Genomic DNA, 16,375 nt, shown 5'->3' on the forward strand with positions numbered 1-16,375 from the left:
GCAGGCGTGATTGGCCGATCTCGAAACGAACGTACGCAGCCGTTGTGCAGACGCACAACCCGGAGGGGCCTGGCTGCCTCGAAACTCGACCCATGACCCTCGACCGCCCGCCCGGAATGAGCATCCGCACCGTCCACGACGTCGCCGGTCTAGCCGCCGTCAGCGACTACTTCAGCGAGGTCTGGCAGACCCCGCGCAGCGCCCCGCCCTATCCGGCCGAAGTGCTGCACAGCCTCGTCCACGCGGGCGGCGCCGTGCACGCCGCGTACGACGGGACGCGGCTCGCGGGAGCGTCGGTCGCGGTGTTCGGGCCGCACGGGGCCGCGTACTCCCTGGTCGCCGCCGCCGACCAGGGCCGCGGGTATGCCGTCAAGCAGGCCCAGCGCGCCTGGGCCCTGGACCTCGGTGCCCGCACCATGCGCTGGACCTTCGACCCGCTGGTCGGCCGCAACGCCCGTTTCAACCTGGCGAAACTGGGCGCCACCGGCACCGAGTACCTCGTCGACTTCTACGGCCCCATGGCGGACGGCGTGAACGGCGGCGACGAGAGCGACCGGCTGACGGTGACATGGGAGCTGGCGGCGCCGACCCCCTCGTACGAGACCACGGACCGGGAGACCGCCCCCGGCACCCACACCGCCCCGGACGGCGCGACGCTCGCCCGCCGGGACCTCGCCGGCCGTCACATCTGGTGCCGTGTACCGGACGACATCGTCCGGCTCCGCGCCGCCGCCCCGGAGCTCGCCCTGCGCTGGCGGTATGCCGTCCGTGAGGTGTTCACGGAGGCCTTTGCGCAGGGGTTCAGGGCGACGGGTATGTCCCGTGACGGCTGGTACACCCTTTCGAGAGAGGCAGCGGCATGAAGCTGGAACGCGTGGAGATCGTCCATGTGGAGATCCCGCTCGTCACCCCGTTCCGTACGTCCTTCGGCACGATGACGACCAAGGACACCTTCCTGCTCCATGTCGTGACCGACGCGGCCGAGGGCTGGTCCGAGTTCGCCGCCGACCCCGAACCGCGGTACTGCTCGGAGTTCGTGGCCGGAGCGGAGATCGTGCTGCGGGACTTCCTGCTGCCGCGTGTCGCCGCCCTGCCGCAGCTCACCGCGGCCGCGCTCGCCCCCGCCACGGCGAAGACCAAGGGCCATGAGCTGGCGAAGGCGGCCCTGGAGACGGCGGTCCTGGACGCGGAGCTGCGGTCCTACGGCATGCCGCTCGCCACCTACCTGGGCGCGGTGCGCGACCGGGTCCCCGCGGGGGTGTCCGTCGGGATCAAGGATTCCGTCCCCGACCTGCTGGACGACGTCGAGCGCTACCTCGCCGAGGGCTACGTCCGCATCAAGCTGAAGATCGAGCCGGGCTGGGACGTGGAGCCGGTCCGGGCGGTCCGCGAGCGCTTCGGGGACGCGCTGCCCCTCCAGGTCGACGCCAACACGGCGTACACCCTGGCCGACGCCGAGCATCTGCGGCGCCTGGACTCCTTCGGGCTGCTGCTGATCGAGGAGCCGCTGGACGAGAACAACCTGTACGCCCACGCACAGCTCCAGAGGCGTCTGCAGACGCCCGTCTGCCTCGACGAGTCCCTCCACAACGCCCGTGACACCGCCTCCGCGATCGCGATGGAGGCATGCCGGGTCGTCAATGTGAAGCCCGCGCGCGTGGGCGGCTATCTGGAGGCCCGCCGCATCCACGACGTGGCGCAGGCGCACGGGGTGCCGGTGTGGTGCGGCGGCATGCTGGAGACGGGAATCGGCCGCGCCCCCAACCTCGCACTGGCCGCCCTTCCGGGCTTCACCCTCCCCGGGGACACCTCGGCGTCCGCGCGCTACTTCGCCGAGGACATCACCGAGCCGTTCGTCCTCAAGGACGGCCACCTGCTCGTCCCCACCGCGCCCGGGATCGGCGTCGAACCGCTGCCGGACGCACTCCGGCGGTTCACGAGGGAGCGGCGAGACTTGTACGTGAGCTGACCGGCACCTGGCCGGAAGTGGCCGTCACGTTAGATTGATCCCGTGCTCTCTCGCCTCACACGTCCCCAGGCCCTCGCTGTCTGCGCCCTGCCCGTCGTGGCGCTGGTCGCCACCGCGGTCTTCGCGCCGCTGCCGTTCTCGCTGGCGCAGCCCGGCCTGACGGCGAACGTGCTCGGGGACAACAAGGGCACTCCGGTGATCACGATCTCGGGGGCGAAGACGCGGCAGACGAGCGGGCAGCTGCGGATGACGACGATCGAGGCGACCAACCCGGACGCGCATGTCTCGCTGGGCGATGTGATCAGTGCCTGGTTCGCCACGGACCGCGCCGTCATGCCGCACGACTCGGTGTATCCGAGCGGCGAGTCCACCAAGGAGATCGAGCAGCACAACAGCGCGCAGATGAAGCAGTCCCAGAACGCGGCGACCCGGGCCGCCCTGGACTATCTGCACCTCAGCGACAAGAAGGTCAAGGTCACGCTGAAGCTCGCCGACGTGGGCGGCCCCAGCGCCGGGCTCCTGTTCACCCTCGGCATCATCGACAAGCTGGACGGGAACGGCAGCGGCGGCGACCTCACGGCCGGGCGCACCATCGCCGGTACGGGGACCATCGACGGCGACGGGACGGTCGGTGCGGTCGGGGGAGTGGCTTTGAAGACACAGGCCGCGCGCCGGGACGGCGCGACCGTCTTCCTCGTCCCGAAGGCCGAGTGCTCCGACGCCAAGTCCGAGCTGCCCAAGGGCCTGCGGCTGATTCCGGTGACCACGCTCAAGGGCGCGGTGAACTCGCTGGTGGCGCTGGAGTCGGGGAAGGGTTCCGTGCCGAGCTGCTGACCCGGCCCTTTGGAGGCGGACCGGCTCAGCAGGGCGCTGGGTCAGGTGTCCTCCAGTGGGTGCTGCCAGCGCAGGCCCGGGAACCGGGCGAAGTCGCGGTCGGCGGAGTAGAAGATGGCGCCTGCTTCGATGGCGAGGGCCGCGAGGTAGGCGTCCTGAACGAGGTTGCCGCGAGCGCCCGCCTTGCGGCACAGCCGCTCGAAGATCTCCCAGTGACGGGGGCCCTCGATCAGGGGCACGGAGGTCGGTGCGTCCCGCAGGACCTGCACGAATTCCAGAGCGGCGTCTATCGGCGCCGGATCGCGATAGATCCGGGAATGCGTCACGATGCGCAGGAAACTGCTGAGGACCACCGAGCTGAGGCCGATGGGCTCGTCGCCCTGGAGTCGCTCGGTGAGCCACGGGTTATACGCCTCATGCTCATCGAGGTCCTTGCGGAAGGCGTACACCAGGACGTTCACGTCGCAGAAGATCACTCGAGACCGTCCATGAGGTCGAGGAGCGCGGCGTTGTTGTCGAGATCGACACCGGGGCGCACCCCGCCGGTTCCGTAGGTGGGCAGCTTCGCGATGTTCTGCGCCGCCGCCACATCCCGTGCGAACGACGCCCGCAGTGCATCCTCTATCACCGCACTGACCGTGACGCGTCTGCGCGCAGCCCGCAGCTTGGCTTGCTGGATCAGGTCCTCGGAGAGGTCGACAGTAGTCCTCATGCGTATGAGTGTAGATACTGCGCATCATGATGCGCCAGGGTGAATCGATGATGCGCCGAGTTGACCTACTTCACGAACCCCTCCGCCTTCATCCATTCCAAAGCCACCTGATGCGGATCCTCCCCGTCCACATCCACCTTCGCGTTCAGCGTCCGCGCCACCGTGTTGTTCAGCCTCTTCGTCACGGGGTCGAGGACCCGCGCGATCGCCGGCCACTTCGTCAGTGCCTTGGTGTTGATCTCCGGTGCCACGTTGTAGTTGGGGAAGAACTTCTTGTCGTCCTCCATCACCGCCAGGTTCATGGACTTGATGCGGCCGTCGGTGGTGAACACCTCGCCGTAGGTGCAGCTCCCCTTCTTCACCTGGGTGTAGATGATCCCGGTGTCCATCTGCGTGACGTTCTTCGCGGGCACGCTCATCCCGTATGCCTTCTCCATGCCCGGCAGCCCGTCCGCCCGGTTGGCGAACTCGCTCTCCACGCACAGGGTCACGGCGCCTGGGTCCTTCTTGGCCAGCGCGGCCACGTCCGACAGTGTCCTGGTGCCGTACTTCTTGAAGTTCGCCTGGTTCATGGCCAGTGCGTAGGTGTTGTTGAGCTGCGAGGGCGGCAGCCAGGTCAGGCCGTTCTTGAGGTCCGCGTCGTGCACCGCCTGCCACTGCTTCTGCGGGTCGGGGATCGGCTTGCTGTTGCCCTGGTACGTGATCCAGGCGGTGCCCGTGTACTCGTACATGCCGTCCGCGTCACCGGACTTGACGGCTTCCCGCGCACCGATGGAGCCCTGGATGCCCGTGCGGTCGAGGACGTCCGCGCCGGCCGCCTGGAAGGCGATGCCCATCATCGCGCCGAGGATGAGCTGCTCGGTGAACTCCTTGGAGGTGACGGTGAGATGGGCGCCCTTGAGGGGTTCGCCCCGGGCGATGGAGCCGGGCTTGACGTCGTCGACCATGGGGGAGCCGCTCTGCAGACCGCAGGCCGACGCGGCCATCAGGACCGCGGTCAGCAGCAGGCACGTACGCCCTCTCACGTCCCCACCTCCAACCCCCGGGGCCTGAGCAGGAGTTCCGCCAGCGAGGCCAGCCAGTCCACCAGCAGCGCCAGGGCGACCGTGAGGATCGAACCCAGCATCAGCACCGGCATCCGCTGTGTGGTGATGCCGGTCGTGATCAGCACGCCCAGGCCGCCGCCCCCGCCGAAGGTCGCCAGGGTCGCCGTGCCGACGTTCAGGACCAGTGCCGTACGGACGCCCGCGAGGATCAGCGGTACGGCCAGCGGGAGTTCGACCCTCGCAAGCACCCCCAGCGGGGACATGCCGATGCCGCGGGCCGCCTCCAGCAGCGTCGGGTCGTTCGCCTTCAGGCCGGCGATCGTGTTGGAGAGGACCGGGAGCACGGCGTAGATGATGATGCCGATCAGGGCCGCCTTCGTGCCGGTGCCGAGCCAGATCACCAGCAGGGCCAGCAGGCCGATCGCCGGGGTCGCCTGGCCCATGTTGGCGATCGCCATCGCCACCGGGGTGCCTCTGCGAAACGCCCTGCGGGTGAGCAGGATGCCCAGCGGGATCGCGATGATCAGGACGAAGAAGGTGGAGATCGCGACGAGCTTGATCTGCTGCCAGAGGGCCTTCGACACCTGGCCGCCCGAGAGCGCGTTCTCGGAGATCGTGTCCAGGTCGGCCTGACGGAACCACAGCCAGGTCGCGAGCAGGACGGCGATGATCACGGCGGGCAGGAAGGTCAGCTTCTGCCAGGTGATGCGTGATTTCGGGGGACCCGGCGCCGGCGGCGGGGCCTCGGTCTCCGCCGGGGCCTCCTGTTCGGACTGCTCGGGTTCCTCCAGCTCGGGCGTGGTCATGCCTTGGTCACCCCGCCGGGGCCCTCCTGCTCGGCGTGTGTCTGGGCGGCCCGTAGCTCCTCCAGCTCGTGCTGGGCCTCCAGCGCCTCCAGCCGGTCCGCCTCCAGCAGCTCGTGCACGGAGTTCATGAGCGTCTCCATGTCGACGACGCCCTCGTACTCGCCGCGCCGCCCGGTCACCGCGACCCGCCCCGCGTTGTCGGTCAGGACCGCCTCCAGGGCGTCCCGGAGCGTGGCGTCCCTGGTCACCGTGTCGTTCACCAGCGTGCCCGCCCGGGCGAGCGAGCCCCGCGCGCGCATGAGGTCGCCGCGCCTGAGCCACTTGTAGGGGCGGCCGCGCTTGTCGAGCAGCAGGATCTCGTTGGTCCCGCTGCCGCGGAGCCGGTTGAAGATCTCCTGGAGCGGGTCGTCGAGGCTGACGGCCGGGTAGTCGGTGATCTCGACGTCCCGTACGCGCGTGAGGTTCAGCCGCTTCAGGGCGGCCCCCGCGCCCACGAACCCGGACACGAAGTCGTCCGCCGGGTTGGTGAGGATCGCCTCCGGGGTGTCGAACTGCGCGATGTGCGAGCGTTCGCGCAGCACGGCGATGCGGTCGCCGAGCTTGATCGCCTCGTCGAAGTCGTGCGTGACGAACACGATCGTCTTGTGGAGCTCGTGCTGCAGCCTGATCAGCTCGTCCTGGAGATGGTCGCGGGTGATCGGGTCGACCGCACCGAACGGCTCGTCCATCAGCAGGACCGGCGGATCGGCGGCCAACGCCCGTGCCACGCCCACGCGTTGCTGCTGTCCGCCCGACAGCTGCCGCGGATAGCGGGCGCGGAACTCGACCGGGTCGAGACCGACCAGGTCGAGCAGCTCCTCCACCCGGTCCCGGATCCGCGCCTTGGACCAGCCGATCATCCTCGGTACGAGGGCGATGTTCTGGGCGACCGTCATGTGCGGGAAGAGCCCGGCCGACTGGATCGCATAGCCCACCTTGCGGCGCAGCTTGACCGGATCGATGTCGGTCACGTCCTCACCGTTGATCCGGATGCGGCCACCGGTCGGCTCGATCAACCTGTTGATCATCTTGAGCGTCGTCGACTTACCGCATCCGGACGGGCCGACGAAGATGACGAGCTCGCCCGCCTTGATCTCCATGTTGACGTTGTCGACGGCAGGGCTGGGGTTGCCCGGATACCGCTTGGAGAGGTTCTCCAGCTCGATCGTCGCCCCATGGGTGGCCTCAGGCACGGATCCCCCTAGGAATGGTCATCCTTCCGATCAGGACGTACGCGGCGTCGAACAGCAGCGCGAGGACGATGATCCCGAGGGTGCCCGCGAGGACCTGGTTGAGCGCGTTCTTGCTGCCCAGTGAGCCGATGCCACGGAAGATCTCGTTGCCGAGGCCCGGCCCGGAGGCGTAGGCGGCGATCGCGGCGATGCCCATCAGCATCTGCGTCGAGACCCGGATCCCGGTCAGGATCGGCGGCCAGGCGAGCGGCAGCTCGACCCGCGCCAGCCGCATCAGCCGGGACATCCCGATGCCCCGCGCCGCGTCCACCAGCGACGGGTCGACCCCGCGCAGTCCCACGATCGAGTTCCGCACGATGGGCAGCAGCCCGTACAGCGTCAGCGCGATCACCGTGGGCGGCACGCCCAGGCCCACGACCGGGATCAGCAGACCGATCATGGCGAGCGAGGGAATGGTCAGAATGGTCGAGGTGGACGTGGTCGCGAGGCTGCCTGCCCATTCGCTGCGGTAGGTGACGATCCCGATCAGTACGCCGATCACGGTCGCCACGACCATGCACTGGAACACCGCGCTGGCGTGCTGGTAGGCGTCGGTGAGCAGCTGCTGGTGCCGGTTGCCCAAGTACTCCCAGAAGCTCATTCGCTCACCCCCGGCCGTCGGCTAGGTCCTCTCGACGTCCTCCGCCGCCTGCTCCACCAGCGGGATGATCCGCAGCGGAACGGGGTTCTCCATCACGATCGCGGTGGCGGCCCGGACAATGCCATCAAAACCGACAACCAGGTCGATGACCCGCTGGAGATCGGCATTGGAGCGGGCCACCAGCCGGCACAGCATGTCCCCGCTGCCGGTGGTGGTGTGCAGCTCAAGCACCTCGGGCACGGTCGCCAAGTGCGCCCGGACGTCGGCCCCTTGGCCCTGCCGGATCTGGAGGGTGGCGAAGGCGGTGACGGGGTACCCGAGGGCGGCAGGGTCCACCTGCGGTCCGAACCCGCGGATGACGCCATTCGACTGAAGGCGGTCCAGCCGCGCCTGCACCGTGCCGCGCGCCACGCCGAGCCGCCGGGACATCTCCAGCACCCCGATCCGCGGCTCCCGCGCCAGCAGCACGATGATCCGGCCGTCCAGATGGTCGATCGCCACAGCAGCCTCCCTGGTGTGGTGGTCATCCTGTACAGAAGTCCGGGAAATCCGGTCCATCGACTGAACAGATTGCCCAGCAAAAAAAGAAACTATTGCGCACCTTGCCGTATGGGGATGAGGCTGCCGCTATGACGCAGACCACACACCACACTCCCGACACCGCCCGGCAGGCCGACCCCTTCCCGGTCAAGGGAATGGACGCGGTCGTCTTCGCCGTGGGCAACGCCAAGCAGGCGGCGCACTACTACTCCACCGCCTTCGGCATGAAGCTGGTCGCCTACTCCGGACCGGAGAACGGCAGCCGCGAGACCGCGAGCTACGTCCTCGAGAACGGCTCCGCCCGCTTCGTCCTCACCTCCGTCATCAAGCCCGCCACCACCTGGGGCCACTTCCTCGCCCGGCATGTGGCCGAGCACGGCGACGGCGTCGTCGACCTCGCCATCGAGGTCCCGGACGCCCGCCGCGCGTACGCCTACGCCATCGAGCACGGCGCCCGCTCGGTCGCGGAGCCGTACGAGCTGAAGGACGAGCACGGCACCGTCGTCCTCGCCGCGATCGCCACCTACGGCGAGACCCGCCACACCCTCGTCGACCGCTCCGGCTACGACGGCCCCTACCTCCCCGGCTTCGTCACCGCCGCCCCCATGGTCGAACCGCCCGCCCAGCGCACCTTCCAGGCCATCGACCACTGCGTGGGCAACGTCGAGCTCGGCAGGATGAACGAGTGGGTGGCCTTCTACAACAAGGTGATGGGCTTCACGAACATGAAGGAGTTCGTGGGCGACGACATCGCCACCGAGTACAGCGCGCTGATGTCGAAGGTGGTCGCCGACGGCACCCTCAAGGTGAAGTTCCCGATCAACGAGCCCGCCATCGCCAAGAAGAAGTCCCAGATCGACGAGTATCTGGAGTTCTACGGCGGCGCGGGCGTCCAGCACATCGCGCTCAACACGAACGACATCGTGCAGACGGTACGCACGATGCGCGCGGCCGGCGTGGAGTTCCTGAACACCCCGGACTCGTACTACGACACCCTCGGCGAGTGGGTCGGTGATACCCGCGTGCCGATCGACACGCTGCGCGAGCTGAAGATCCTCGCCGACCGCGACGAGGACGGCTATCTGCTGCAGATCTTCACCAAGCCGGTCCAGGACCGTCCGACCGTCTTCTTCGAGATCATCGAGCGGCACGGCTCGATGGGCTTCGGCAAGGGCAACTTCAAGGCCCTGTTCGAGGCGATCGAGCGGGAGCAGGAGAAGCGCGGCAACCTGTGAGGCCTGTGCGACGCCTGTGAATTCGTAGAACGTGCAACCAATGAACGGCGGTTGACGCTCTCATGTCCTGTGGGTGCCAAGGGGGGACCCACAGGACTCGGGGGAGCGCGTGACCACTCCGACAGACCTCGCCGTACCGTCCGACCGCTGGCTGTGGCAGAAGGCCACGCTGAAGGAGCCGACGGTGCTCCAGTCGTTCGCGTTCGACGAGGCGCACAAGCACCTGTACGTCCTTCAGGTCACCGCCACCGGCCACGCGGCCGGCGACCTGTGCCTCAACCGGCTGGACTATCAGGGCAACCGGCTGGGCGCCATGCGGCTGAAGGGCTTCGGGCACGGCGTCAGCATGGGCGTCCAGCGCGACGCCGAGGACGGCTCCACCTGGATCTGGACCGAGGCCGACGCCGAGAACGGCTACGGGCAGGGCGTCACCCGCTTCCACTTCAAGAACGCGGCCGTCCGCACCGGAGCGGACGTCAGGATCCGCAAACCCGTCCCGGGCTCCACCAACAACCAGCCGTCCGTGTGCATGGCGTCCAAGCGCATCGCCGTCCGCTACCGCGACAAGGCGGGCAGGCCCCGCTACCGCATCTGGGACCTGGACGCCTTCACCGCACACGACTACGGCAACCCGATCGCGGACATCGCCCAGACCGGCGCCCACCCCGACCCGGAGATCCCCTTCCAGGGCTACGCCCTGCACGGCGACTTCATCTACCAGCTCGCGGGCACGGCCTACGACCCGAAGACCAACCCGGCAGCCAAGAAGGGCAACACGTACATCTCCAGCCTCGACATCACCACCGGCAAGCTGCTCCAGCGGCAGCGCACCGAAGCCGGGTACACGCTCACCCACCGCGAGCCGGAGGGTGTCGCCGTGCGCGGCGGCTCAGATCGGAAGGTGTACCTGGGCTTCGCCTCCGGGGAGCTCGGGGCGCGCCGCTTCTCGATCTTCGTCAAGGACGCCGAACAGCCGTAGCGGGAGACGGCCCAGCCGTAGGCTTGCCGCATGGCCAGGATCAACGACGTGGGCGGCACGGAGGGCTTCGGCGCCGTCGACATCACCGACGACGCCCAGCCCTTCCACGCGGACTGGGAGGCCCGTGTCGTCGGGCTCCTCGGCGCCCTGCGCGCGCAGGGGATCTTCAACACGAACGAGTTCCGGGACGCCATCGAGTCGATGCCGCCCAGGGAGTACCTGGCGGCGTCGTACTACGAGCGCTGGTTCGAGGCGATCTGCACCCTGCTGGAACGCAAGGGTGTCATCAAGCCGGGTGAGCTCGATGGCTGACGGCGACCGTTTCCCGCCGGGCACGGCCGTCCGCACCTTCCACCACGACCCGCCGCACCACACCCGACTGCCGCGGTACGCACGCGGCAAGCGGGGCGTCGTGGTCGAGCCGGAGGGGCGGGCGGAACTGGCCGACGTCAGCGCGCAGGGGCGCGGCGACGCGCCGGTCGAGCAGGTCTACGCGGTCCGGTTCGCGGCCCGTGACCTGTGGGGCGAGGGCGACCACCACGTCGTACTGGACCTGTGGGAGAGCTACTTGGAAGCGGACGAAGAAGGTGCGGCCCGATGAGCGGTGACCACTCCGACGCGACGATCGCGCAGCGGGTACGGCGCCTGGAGACCCTGCTGGAGGAGAAGGGGGTCCTGTCGGGCGCCAGGCTGGACGAGATCATCGACGCGTCCTTGACCGGGGCCTCGCCCGCCCACGGCGCGCGGGTCGTCGCCCGCGCCTGGACCGACGCGGACTTCAGGGCGCGGCTGCTGGCGGACGGCACCGCGGCGGTCCGCGAACTCGGCTTCATGGAGGGCCCGTACCAGCGCCTGCGGGTCGTCGAGAACACGGACACCACCCACAACGTCATCGTCTGCACCCTCTGCTCCTGCTACCCGCTGCGCCTGCTCGGCCCGTCCCCGAGCTGGTACAAGTCCGAGGCCTACCGCTCCCGAGTGGTCCGCGAACCCCGGGCCGTACTGGCCGAGTTCGGCCTGGAGCTGCCCGCCGGCACGGAGATCACGGTGTGGGACTCCAGCGCGGAGACGCGCTACATGGTGCTGCCGCGCCGCCCGGAGGGCACGGACAACCTGGGCGAGGAACAGCTCACGGCCCTGGTCACACGCAACGCACTGATCGGAACCGCGGCCGTCTGACCTTCCGGCGGCTGTGGACGTCCTAGTCGTCCTCGGCGCTCGGGCTGCCCGTCGGCAGCGGCTCGTCCGGCGGGTCACCCAGCGCCGCCAGCGCCTGCTTCGCCAGCGGCACCCTCAGCGGCGAGAAGTACGGATTGATCCGCAACGCCTCCTGCAGATGCCGCCGCGCGGGCCAGGCCAGCTCCAGCTCCTGTTCGATCATGCCCCGGTGGTACGCGTACAGCGCACTGCGTACGGCGCCCCCGTGCACCTTGTCCGTCGCCGCCATGGCGAACTTCAGCGCCCCCTTGTCGTCCCCGGCCATGCGCAGCGCCCACCCCAGCGCATCCGCCACCTCGGTCCCCGGCTGCCGACGCCACTCGGCACGCAGCAGCCGCACGGCCGCCCGCGCATCCCCGTGGTCCGCCTCGAACACACCGAGCACCAGGTCGTCGTCCACACCGCCCGCCACCTCGTCCTGCACCCGCGTGCCCAGCACGTCGTACTCCGCCCGGGCGGCATCCGCCATCCCCAGCGACTCGTACAACTCACCCAGTTCCAGGGCGTATTGGGGGCAGGGCTGCTTGTCGAGCGCCACCCGGTACGCGTTCAGCGCCTCCGTCGTGCGGCCCAGTGCCGCCAGCGTCCTGCCCTGCCCGGCCTGCGCGGCCCGCTGGTCGGGATCGAGCCGCACCGCTGCCTGGAAGCGCCTGAGGGCCTCCTCCAGGTCGCCCCGCTCGAAGGCCAGCTGCCCGGACCGCTCCAGCCATGCCGCCTGCTCGGCCGGTGTGCCCGCTGCCGCCGCCGCGTCGGACAGGGCGGCCGCGGCGTCCTCCCGCCAGCCCCGGTCGCGGTAGAGGGCCGCGGCCCGCGCCCGCACGGCGGCCGCCCCGGGGTGCAGCTCCAGCAGCCGGTCCAGTGTCTTCTTGGCCGCCTTGTAGTCGCCGAGCCCCGTGTAGGCGTCGATCAGCAGCGGATACGTCGACCACCGCTTCGGCGCGAGCTTCAGCGCCGCACGGCCCCAGGTCCGCGCCGACCGGAAGTCCCGGCGGGCGTTCGCCAGCGCCGCCATGCCGTCCAGCGCCGCGGTTCTTACGTCGTTTCCCTTCTCCCGGACCTTCAGCGAGGTCCGCAGCGCCTTCTCGGCCCGCGGATAGTTCGTCGCGTCCGCCGTGCGCCGCCCCTGTTCCACGTAGGCCGTCCCGAGCACCGCCCACGACTGCGCATCCTCGGGGTGCGCCCGCACCCGGGCCTCGCGTCCGGCGATCAGCAGCGCCAGGTCGGGCAGCGCGGCAGGCACTCCGGAGGTGACCGCCGTCAGCGCCTGCGCGCCCGGCGCCGGCGCCACCGGCCGGGGCGCAGCGGGCCGCTCCCAGGGCCACAGCGCCAGCGCCCCGCCGAGCACGGCACACCCCGCCACGGCGGCGATCAGCACCCGCCGGACCGCCCGCGGACGGCGACCCTCCGCTTGCTTCTCCATGGCGATCACTGTGCGTCATTGCCGTCAATACGACGAGCACATCCCGGCATACGTCCAGTGCCGTAGACGGGGTTCACACCGATGGCCCCGGGTGCGACGCTGTGATCATGAGCCGTATCGAAGCGCCTCGCGACGAAGCGACCGGAAACCTCGTCGACCGTCTGCTGGGCGGTCTGCCCGCCGAGGCCGTCCTGACCGACCCGGACGTCACGGCCTCCTACGCCAACGACATGGCCAGCTTCTGCCCGGCCGGCACCCCCGCGGTGGTCGTGCTGCCCCGCACGGTCGAAGAAGTCCAGCACGTCATGCGCATCGCCACCGAACTGCGTGTCCCGGTCGTCCCGCAGGGCGCCCGCACGGGCCTGTCGGGCGGCGCCAACGCCTCCGACGGCTGCATCGTGCTGTCCCTGACGAAGATGGACCGCATCCTGGAGATCAATCCCGTCGACCGCGTCGCCGTGGTCGAACCGGGCGTCATCAACGCGACCCTCTCCCGTGCGGTCGGCGAACACGGCCTGTACTACCCGCCGGACCCGTCCAGCTGGGAGATGTGCACGATCGGCGGCAACATCGGGACGGCCTCGGGCGGTCTGTGCTGTGTGAAGTACGGGGTCACGGCCGAGTACGTGCTCGGCCTGGAGGTGGTGCTGGCCGACGGGCGACTCATGTCCACCGGCCGCCGTACGGCCAAGGGCGTCGCCGGTTACGACCTCACCCGGCTCTTCGTCGGCTCCGAGGGCTCGCTCGGCATCGTCGTACGGGCGATCCTGGCCCTCAGGCCGCAGCCGCCGCAGCAGCTCGTACTGGCCGCCGAGTTCGCGTCGGGCGCCGCCGCCTGCGACGCCGTGTGCCGGATCATGGAGGGCGGCCACGTCCCGTCGCTCCTCGAACTCATGGATCGTACGACGGTCAAGGCGGTCAACGACCTCGCGCACATGGGCCTCCCGGAGACCACGGAAGCCCTGCTCCTGGCCGCCTTCGACACCCCGGACCCCGCCGCCGACCTCGCCGCCCTCGGCGCGCTGTGCGAGGCGGCCGGCGCCACCCAGGTCGTCCCGGCCGACGACTTCGCCGAGTCCGAACTCCTGTTCCAGGCGCGGCGGTTGTCGCTCACCGCGCTCGAAGCCGTCAGCGGTACGACGATGATCGACGACGTGTGCGTGCCCCGGTCCAGGCTCGGCGAGATGCTCGAAGGAACCGAGCGGATCGCCGAGAAGTACCAGCTCACCATCGGGGTCGTCGCCCACGCCGGAGACGGCAACACCCATCCGACGGTCTGCTTCGACGCCGCCGACCCCGACGAGTCCCGGCGCGCCCGCGAGTCCTTCGACGAGATCATGGCGCTGGGCCTGGAACTCGGCGGCACGATCACCGGCGAGCACGGCGTGGGCGTCCTGAAGAAGGAGTGGCTGGCGCGCGAGATCGGCCCGGTGGGGGTGGAGATGCAGCGGGCGGTCAAGCAGGTCTTCGACCCGCTGGGCATCCTGAACCCGGGCAAGCTGTTCTGATCCCGTTCCGCCGGGATCGCCGAGGTCACTGGGCGAGCAGCTGGTCGAGCGCGTCGTCGATCCCCAGTTGCTCGCCCTCAGTCCCCGGGGGAACCACCCGCAGCGTCCGCTCCAGCCAGGCCGACACCTGAGCGGCCGGCGCCTCAAGCAGGGCGTCACCGTCGGGTGAACTCAGCGCCATCAGCACGACGCTGCGGCCCTCCGACTTGGTCGGCCACACCCGCACGTCCCCGTGCCCGCAGGCCCGGAACACGCCCTCCACCAGGAGGTCGCGGGAGAACGTCCAGTACACGGGGTTCTCGGAGTTGATGTGGAAGGTGATGTGGACGGCGTACGGGTCGTCGGTTCGGTAGCTCAGCCGGGCCGGCACCGGAATGCTGCGCTCCGGCGAAAGGATGAGTCTGAGCTCCAGTTCGCGCTCCACCACGGTGTAGTGCATGTCGTGCGGTTCCTCTCTCGGGCAGGTGTGCGGGGCCGCCCTGCGGGTGGGCCCGTACACGTGGAGAGGGGAGAGGCACGCGAGCATTACGCGGGTTCGGAGAATTTTTTTCCGAACGTGTGAGGGCGGTGCACGGCGTTGCCCGGCTGTGTCTTCCCGGGGGCCACCCCCGGACCCCCGGCCGAAAGATTCGTGGCGCCCTGGGTTCCACTCGTGTGAAGTACATGTACGAGGTTGCCCGGAAAGGGGTGGGACTGGCGGGACTGTCGGTGGGGGTTGCGTGGGTCTGATAGATGTGGAGGCCCCCATATTCACCCCCGAGCAGATACGGGACGACGGACATGAGCGCCCCAACCCCGGCCCCCGGTGACAACAGGCCCCGCGAAGGGTATTACCCGGACCCGTCCATTCCTGGATATGTCCGGTACTGGAACGGTGCGTCCTGGGTACCGGGCACCAGCCGTCCGGCTCCGACGGACGGCGAGTCGCTCGCCCCGCCGCCCGGCGGCGACCCGGCTCCGGTCGAGGAGACGGGACCGCACTTCTTCGACGAGGACCCCGCGCCGCAGTCGGCCCCGGCCCAGCACGGGAGCCGGTCCGAACCCGCGACCGCCTGGGGCGCCGACAGTTCCCAGCAGTCCGGCTTCGGCGGCGACCAGGACCGCCGGGTGTCCTGGGGAAACCCGCAGTCCGCCGACCCGCGCCTCGCCGACGGCGCCCCGGCCCGGCCGGACGGCCAGGCGTCCCGCACCGACGGCACGGCGACGATCCCGCCGGCGGACTCGGACGCGGACGACCCGGCCTCCGGCGGCACCTTCGTGTTCCGCAGGCCGACGGCACAGACCGGGGAGACGGAGCCCCCGGCAGCGGCCGGCCACGGCATCCCCGGCCCCGGTGGCCCCGCCGCCGACGAGGGCACCATGACGTTCCGTGCGCTGTCCCAGCGCACGGGCAGGCAGGGCGGGGCGCAGAACGGCAGCACGGGGGCGCCCGGCTTCGGCGCGGGCAAGGCGGCCGCCGACCGCGCCGCCGCGGCGCAGGGGCAGCCCGCCCCTTCGGGCCCCCAGCAGGCCACCCCGGTGATCCCGCCGCAGGGCGGCGGCGCCCGGCCCGCAGCGGCCGCCCAGCCCCCCGCCGCGCAGGCGCCCGCCCCCGTCGCCGCCCCCATGACCAGCGGCCCCGGCGGCGGTCAGCACTCCTGGGCGCAGCAGGTGCACCGGCTCGCGGGTGCCGACGAGGACCAGCCCGTCGCCCCCTGGAAGCCGCCGGTCGAGGACATCTTCCAGGCGGCCGCCAGGCGCCAGGCGGCGGCCCGCCCCGCGGCCCTCGGCAAGCGGCTGGCCGCCCGGCTGCTGGACACCGTCGTCCTCGCGGCCGTCACGGCCGTGGCCGCCGTACCGCTCGGCACCAAGGCGGTCGACCACGTCAACGAGAAGATCGACGAGGCCAGGCTCTCCGGCCAGACCGTGACCGTCTGGCTGCTGGACGGAACGACGTCGCTGTACCTGGGCATCATCCTGGCCGTCCTGCTCGTCTTCGGCGTCCTCTACGAGGTGCTGCCCACCGCCAAGTGGGGCCGCACCCTCGGCAAGAAGCTGCTGGGCCTGGAGGTGCGGGACATCGAGGCGCACGAGCCGCCGACCTTCGGCGGGGCGCTGCGCCGCTGGCTCGTCTACAGCGTGCCCGGCCTGCTCGGGGTCGGTGTCGTGGGCGTCGCGTGGTGCGTGTTCGACCGCCCGTGGCACCAGTGCTGGCACGACAAGGCCGCGGGTACGTTCGTCGCGGGCTGACCGCATA

19 protein-coding genes are annotated in these 16,375 nt (G+C 70.2%); 10 read left to right on the top strand and 9 right to left on the bottom strand.

Annotated features, from left to right (window positions below):
• Positions 1 to 92 precede the first annotated feature (92 nt).
• From IH68_RS0135600 to IH68_RS0135610, 3 genes are read left to right on the top strand one after another with little or no spacing between them, the layout of a single operon-like run.
• Positions 93 to 863 (top strand): chorismate synthase, encoded by a 771-nt coding sequence (locus IH68_RS0135600; RefSeq protein WP_234341705.1) that lies wholly within the window; start codon positions 93 to 95, stop codon positions 861 to 863.
• Positions 860 to 1,969, top strand: a complete 1,110-nt coding sequence (gene menC / locus IH68_RS0135605) for an o-succinylbenzoate synthase (RefSeq protein ID WP_030943553.1) — start codon at positions 860 to 862, stop codon at positions 1,967 to 1,969. Before IH68_RS0135600 ends, menC begins: the two co-directional genes overlap by 4 nt.
• Positions 1,970 to 2,011: 42 nt before the next feature.
• Positions 2,012 to 2,803 (top strand): PDZ domain-containing protein, encoded by a 792-nt coding sequence (locus IH68_RS0135610; RefSeq protein WP_030943556.1) that lies wholly within the window; start codon positions 2,012 to 2,014, stop codon positions 2,801 to 2,803.
• A gap of 41 nt (positions 2,804 to 2,844) precedes the next feature.
• On the opposite strand, the gene IH68_RS0135615 is transcribed toward IH68_RS0135610, so the two are convergent.
• The 7 genes from IH68_RS0135615 to IH68_RS0135645 form a co-directional block, all read right to left on the bottom strand.
• On the bottom strand, positions 2,845 to 3,264 hold the full coding sequence (locus IH68_RS0135615) for a type II toxin-antitoxin system VapC family toxin (RefSeq protein WP_199931964.1): 420 nt from the start codon (positions 3,262 to 3,264) through the stop codon (positions 2,845 to 2,847).
• Positions 3,265 to 3,275: 11 nt separating this feature from the next.
• A complete protein-coding gene (locus IH68_RS0135620) occupies positions 3,276 to 3,515 on the bottom strand; it encodes a ribbon-helix-helix domain-containing protein (RefSeq protein ID WP_030943561.1) in 240 nt (79 codons plus the stop codon).
• A 65-nt stretch (positions 3,516 to 3,580) separates the two neighbouring features.
• A complete protein-coding gene (locus IH68_RS0135625) occupies positions 3,581 to 4,540 on the bottom strand; it encodes a glycine betaine ABC transporter substrate-binding protein (protein ID WP_030943565.1) in 960 nt (319 codons plus the stop codon).
• A complete protein-coding gene (locus tag IH68_RS0135630; RefSeq protein WP_030943568.1) occupies positions 4,537 to 5,367 on the bottom strand; it encodes an ABC transporter permease in 831 nt (276 codons plus the stop codon). Before IH68_RS0135630 ends, IH68_RS0135625 begins: the two co-directional genes overlap by 4 nt.
• Positions 5,364 to 6,599 carry a betaine/proline/choline family ABC transporter ATP-binding protein gene (locus tag IH68_RS0135635; RefSeq protein WP_030943571.1) on the bottom strand — a complete coding sequence of 412 codons (1,236 nt, stop codon included), beginning with the start codon at positions 6,597 to 6,599 and terminating at the stop codon, positions 5,364 to 5,366. The genes IH68_RS0135630 and IH68_RS0135635 overlap by 4 nt, the downstream gene beginning before the upstream one ends.
• The gene (locus IH68_RS0135640) at positions 6,592 to 7,239 is read right to left on the bottom strand and encodes an ABC transporter permease (RefSeq protein ID WP_030943573.1); all 648 of its coding nucleotides are present in this window, start codon (positions 7,237 to 7,239) and stop codon (positions 6,592 to 6,594) included. Before IH68_RS0135640 ends, IH68_RS0135635 begins: the two co-directional genes overlap by 8 nt.
• Before the next feature lie 21 nt (positions 7,240 to 7,260).
• Positions 7,261 to 7,740, bottom strand: coding sequence for an Lrp/AsnC family transcriptional regulator (locus tag IH68_RS0135645; protein ID WP_030943576.1), 480 nt, complete (start codon positions 7,738 to 7,740; stop codon positions 7,261 to 7,263).
• Positions 7,741 to 7,868: 128 nt separating this feature from the next.
• On the opposite strand from IH68_RS0135645, the gene hppD reads away from it, so the two are divergent.
• From hppD to nthA, 5 genes are all read left to right on the top strand, one after another.
• Positions 7,869 to 9,014, top strand: a complete 1,146-nt coding sequence (hppD, locus tag IH68_RS0135650; RefSeq protein WP_030943578.1) for a 4-hydroxyphenylpyruvate dioxygenase — start codon at positions 7,869 to 7,871, stop codon at positions 9,012 to 9,014.
• A 109-nt stretch (positions 9,015 to 9,123) separates the two neighbouring features.
• Positions 9,124 to 9,993 (top strand): hypothetical protein, encoded by an 870-nt coding sequence (locus IH68_RS0135655; RefSeq protein WP_037885776.1) that lies wholly within the window; start codon positions 9,124 to 9,126, stop codon positions 9,991 to 9,993.
• 30 nt (positions 9,994 to 10,023) lie between these two features.
• Positions 10,024 to 10,305 carry an SH3-like domain-containing protein gene (locus tag IH68_RS59535; protein ID WP_030943584.1) on the top strand — a complete coding sequence of 94 codons (282 nt, stop codon included), beginning with the start codon at positions 10,024 to 10,026 and terminating at the stop codon, positions 10,303 to 10,305.
• Complete coding sequence (locus IH68_RS59540) at positions 10,298 to 10,594, top strand: SH3-like domain-containing protein (RefSeq protein ID WP_030943587.1); 297 nt, start codon at positions 10,298 to 10,300, stop codon at positions 10,592 to 10,594. The genes IH68_RS59535 and IH68_RS59540 overlap by 8 nt, the downstream gene beginning before the upstream one ends.
• On the top strand, positions 10,591 to 11,172 hold the full coding sequence (gene nthA, locus IH68_RS0135670) for a nitrile hydratase subunit alpha (protein ID WP_030943591.1): 582 nt from the start codon (positions 10,591 to 10,593) through the stop codon (positions 11,170 to 11,172). The genes IH68_RS59540 and nthA overlap by 4 nt, the downstream gene beginning before the upstream one ends.
• Before the next feature lie 22 nt (positions 11,173 to 11,194).
• Here nthA and IH68_RS0135675 read toward each other — a convergent pair whose 3' ends face one another.
• The gene (locus IH68_RS0135675; RefSeq protein ID WP_030943596.1) at positions 11,195 to 12,631 is read right to left on the bottom strand and encodes a tetratricopeptide repeat protein; all 1,437 of its coding nucleotides are present in this window, start codon (positions 12,629 to 12,631) and stop codon (positions 11,195 to 11,197) included.
• A gap of 101 nt (positions 12,632 to 12,732) precedes the next feature.
• Between IH68_RS0135675 and IH68_RS0135680 the strand changes: the two genes are divergently transcribed.
• Complete coding sequence (locus IH68_RS0135680) at positions 12,733 to 14,139, top strand: FAD-binding oxidoreductase (protein ID WP_030943599.1); 1,407 nt, start codon at positions 12,733 to 12,735, stop codon at positions 14,137 to 14,139.
• A gap of 25 nt (positions 14,140 to 14,164) precedes the next feature.
• On the opposite strand, the gene IH68_RS0135685 is transcribed toward IH68_RS0135680, so the two are convergent.
• Positions 14,165 to 14,578 (bottom strand): SsgA family sporulation/cell division regulator, encoded by a 414-nt coding sequence (locus tag IH68_RS0135685; protein ID WP_030943602.1) that lies wholly within the window; start codon positions 14,576 to 14,578, stop codon positions 14,165 to 14,167.
• Between the two features lie 341 nt (positions 14,579 to 14,919).
• Between IH68_RS0135685 and IH68_RS0135690 the strand changes: the two genes are divergently transcribed.
• Positions 14,920 to 16,368 carry an RDD family protein gene (locus tag IH68_RS0135690; RefSeq protein ID WP_030943605.1) on the top strand — a complete coding sequence of 483 codons (1,449 nt, stop codon included), beginning with the start codon at positions 14,920 to 14,922 and terminating at the stop codon, positions 16,366 to 16,368.
• Positions 16,369 to 16,375: the final 7 nt, after the last annotated feature.

Origin of the sequence: Streptomyces sp. NRRL S-646, from assembly GCF_000720765.1 — a bacterium.
Taxonomy (GTDB): Bacteria; Actinomycetota; Actinomycetes; order Streptomycetales; family Streptomycetaceae; genus Streptomyces.

Excerpts from the sequence above, each read along its gene's own strand:
- IH68_RS59535 (WP_030943584.1), top strand. The coding sequence starts at position 10,024 with ATGGCCAGGATCAACGACGTGGGCGGCACGGAGGGCTTCGGCGCCGTC.
- IH68_RS0135690 (WP_030943605.1), top strand. The coding sequence starts at position 14,920 with ATGAGCGCCCCAACCCCGGCCCCCGGTGACAACAGGCCCCGCGAAGGG.
- IH68_RS0135620 (WP_030943561.1), bottom strand. The coding sequence starts at position 3,515 with ATGAGGACTACTGTCGACCTCTCCGAGGACCTGATCCAGCAAGCCAAG.
- IH68_RS0135600 (WP_234341705.1), top strand. The coding sequence starts at position 93 with ATGACCCTCGACCGCCCGCCCGGAATGAGCATCCGCACCGTCCACGAC.
- nthA (WP_030943591.1), top strand. The coding sequence starts at position 10,591 with ATGAGCGGTGACCACTCCGACGCGACGATCGCGCAGCGGGTACGGCGC.
- menC (WP_030943553.1), top strand. The coding sequence starts at position 860 with ATGAAGCTGGAACGCGTGGAGATCGTCCATGTGGAGATCCCGCTCGTC.
- IH68_RS0135685 (WP_030943602.1), bottom strand. The coding sequence starts at position 14,578 with ATGCACTACACCGTGGTGGAGCGCGAACTGGAGCTCAGACTCATCCTT.
- IH68_RS59540 (WP_030943587.1), top strand. The coding sequence starts at position 10,298 with ATGGCTGACGGCGACCGTTTCCCGCCGGGCACGGCCGTCCGCACCTTC.
- IH68_RS0135640 (WP_030943573.1), bottom strand. The coding sequence starts at position 7,239 with ATGAGCTTCTGGGAGTACTTGGGCAACCGGCACCAGCAGCTGCTCACC.
- IH68_RS0135630 (WP_030943568.1), bottom strand. The coding sequence starts at position 5,367 with ATGACCACGCCCGAGCTGGAGGAACCCGAGCAGTCCGAACAGGAGGCC.
- hppD (WP_030943578.1), top strand. The coding sequence starts at position 7,869 with ATGACGCAGACCACACACCACACTCCCGACACCGCCCGGCAGGCCGAC.
- IH68_RS0135675 (WP_030943596.1), bottom strand. The coding sequence starts at position 12,631 with ATGGAGAAGCAAGCGGAGGGTCGCCGTCCGCGGGCGGTCCGGCGGGTG.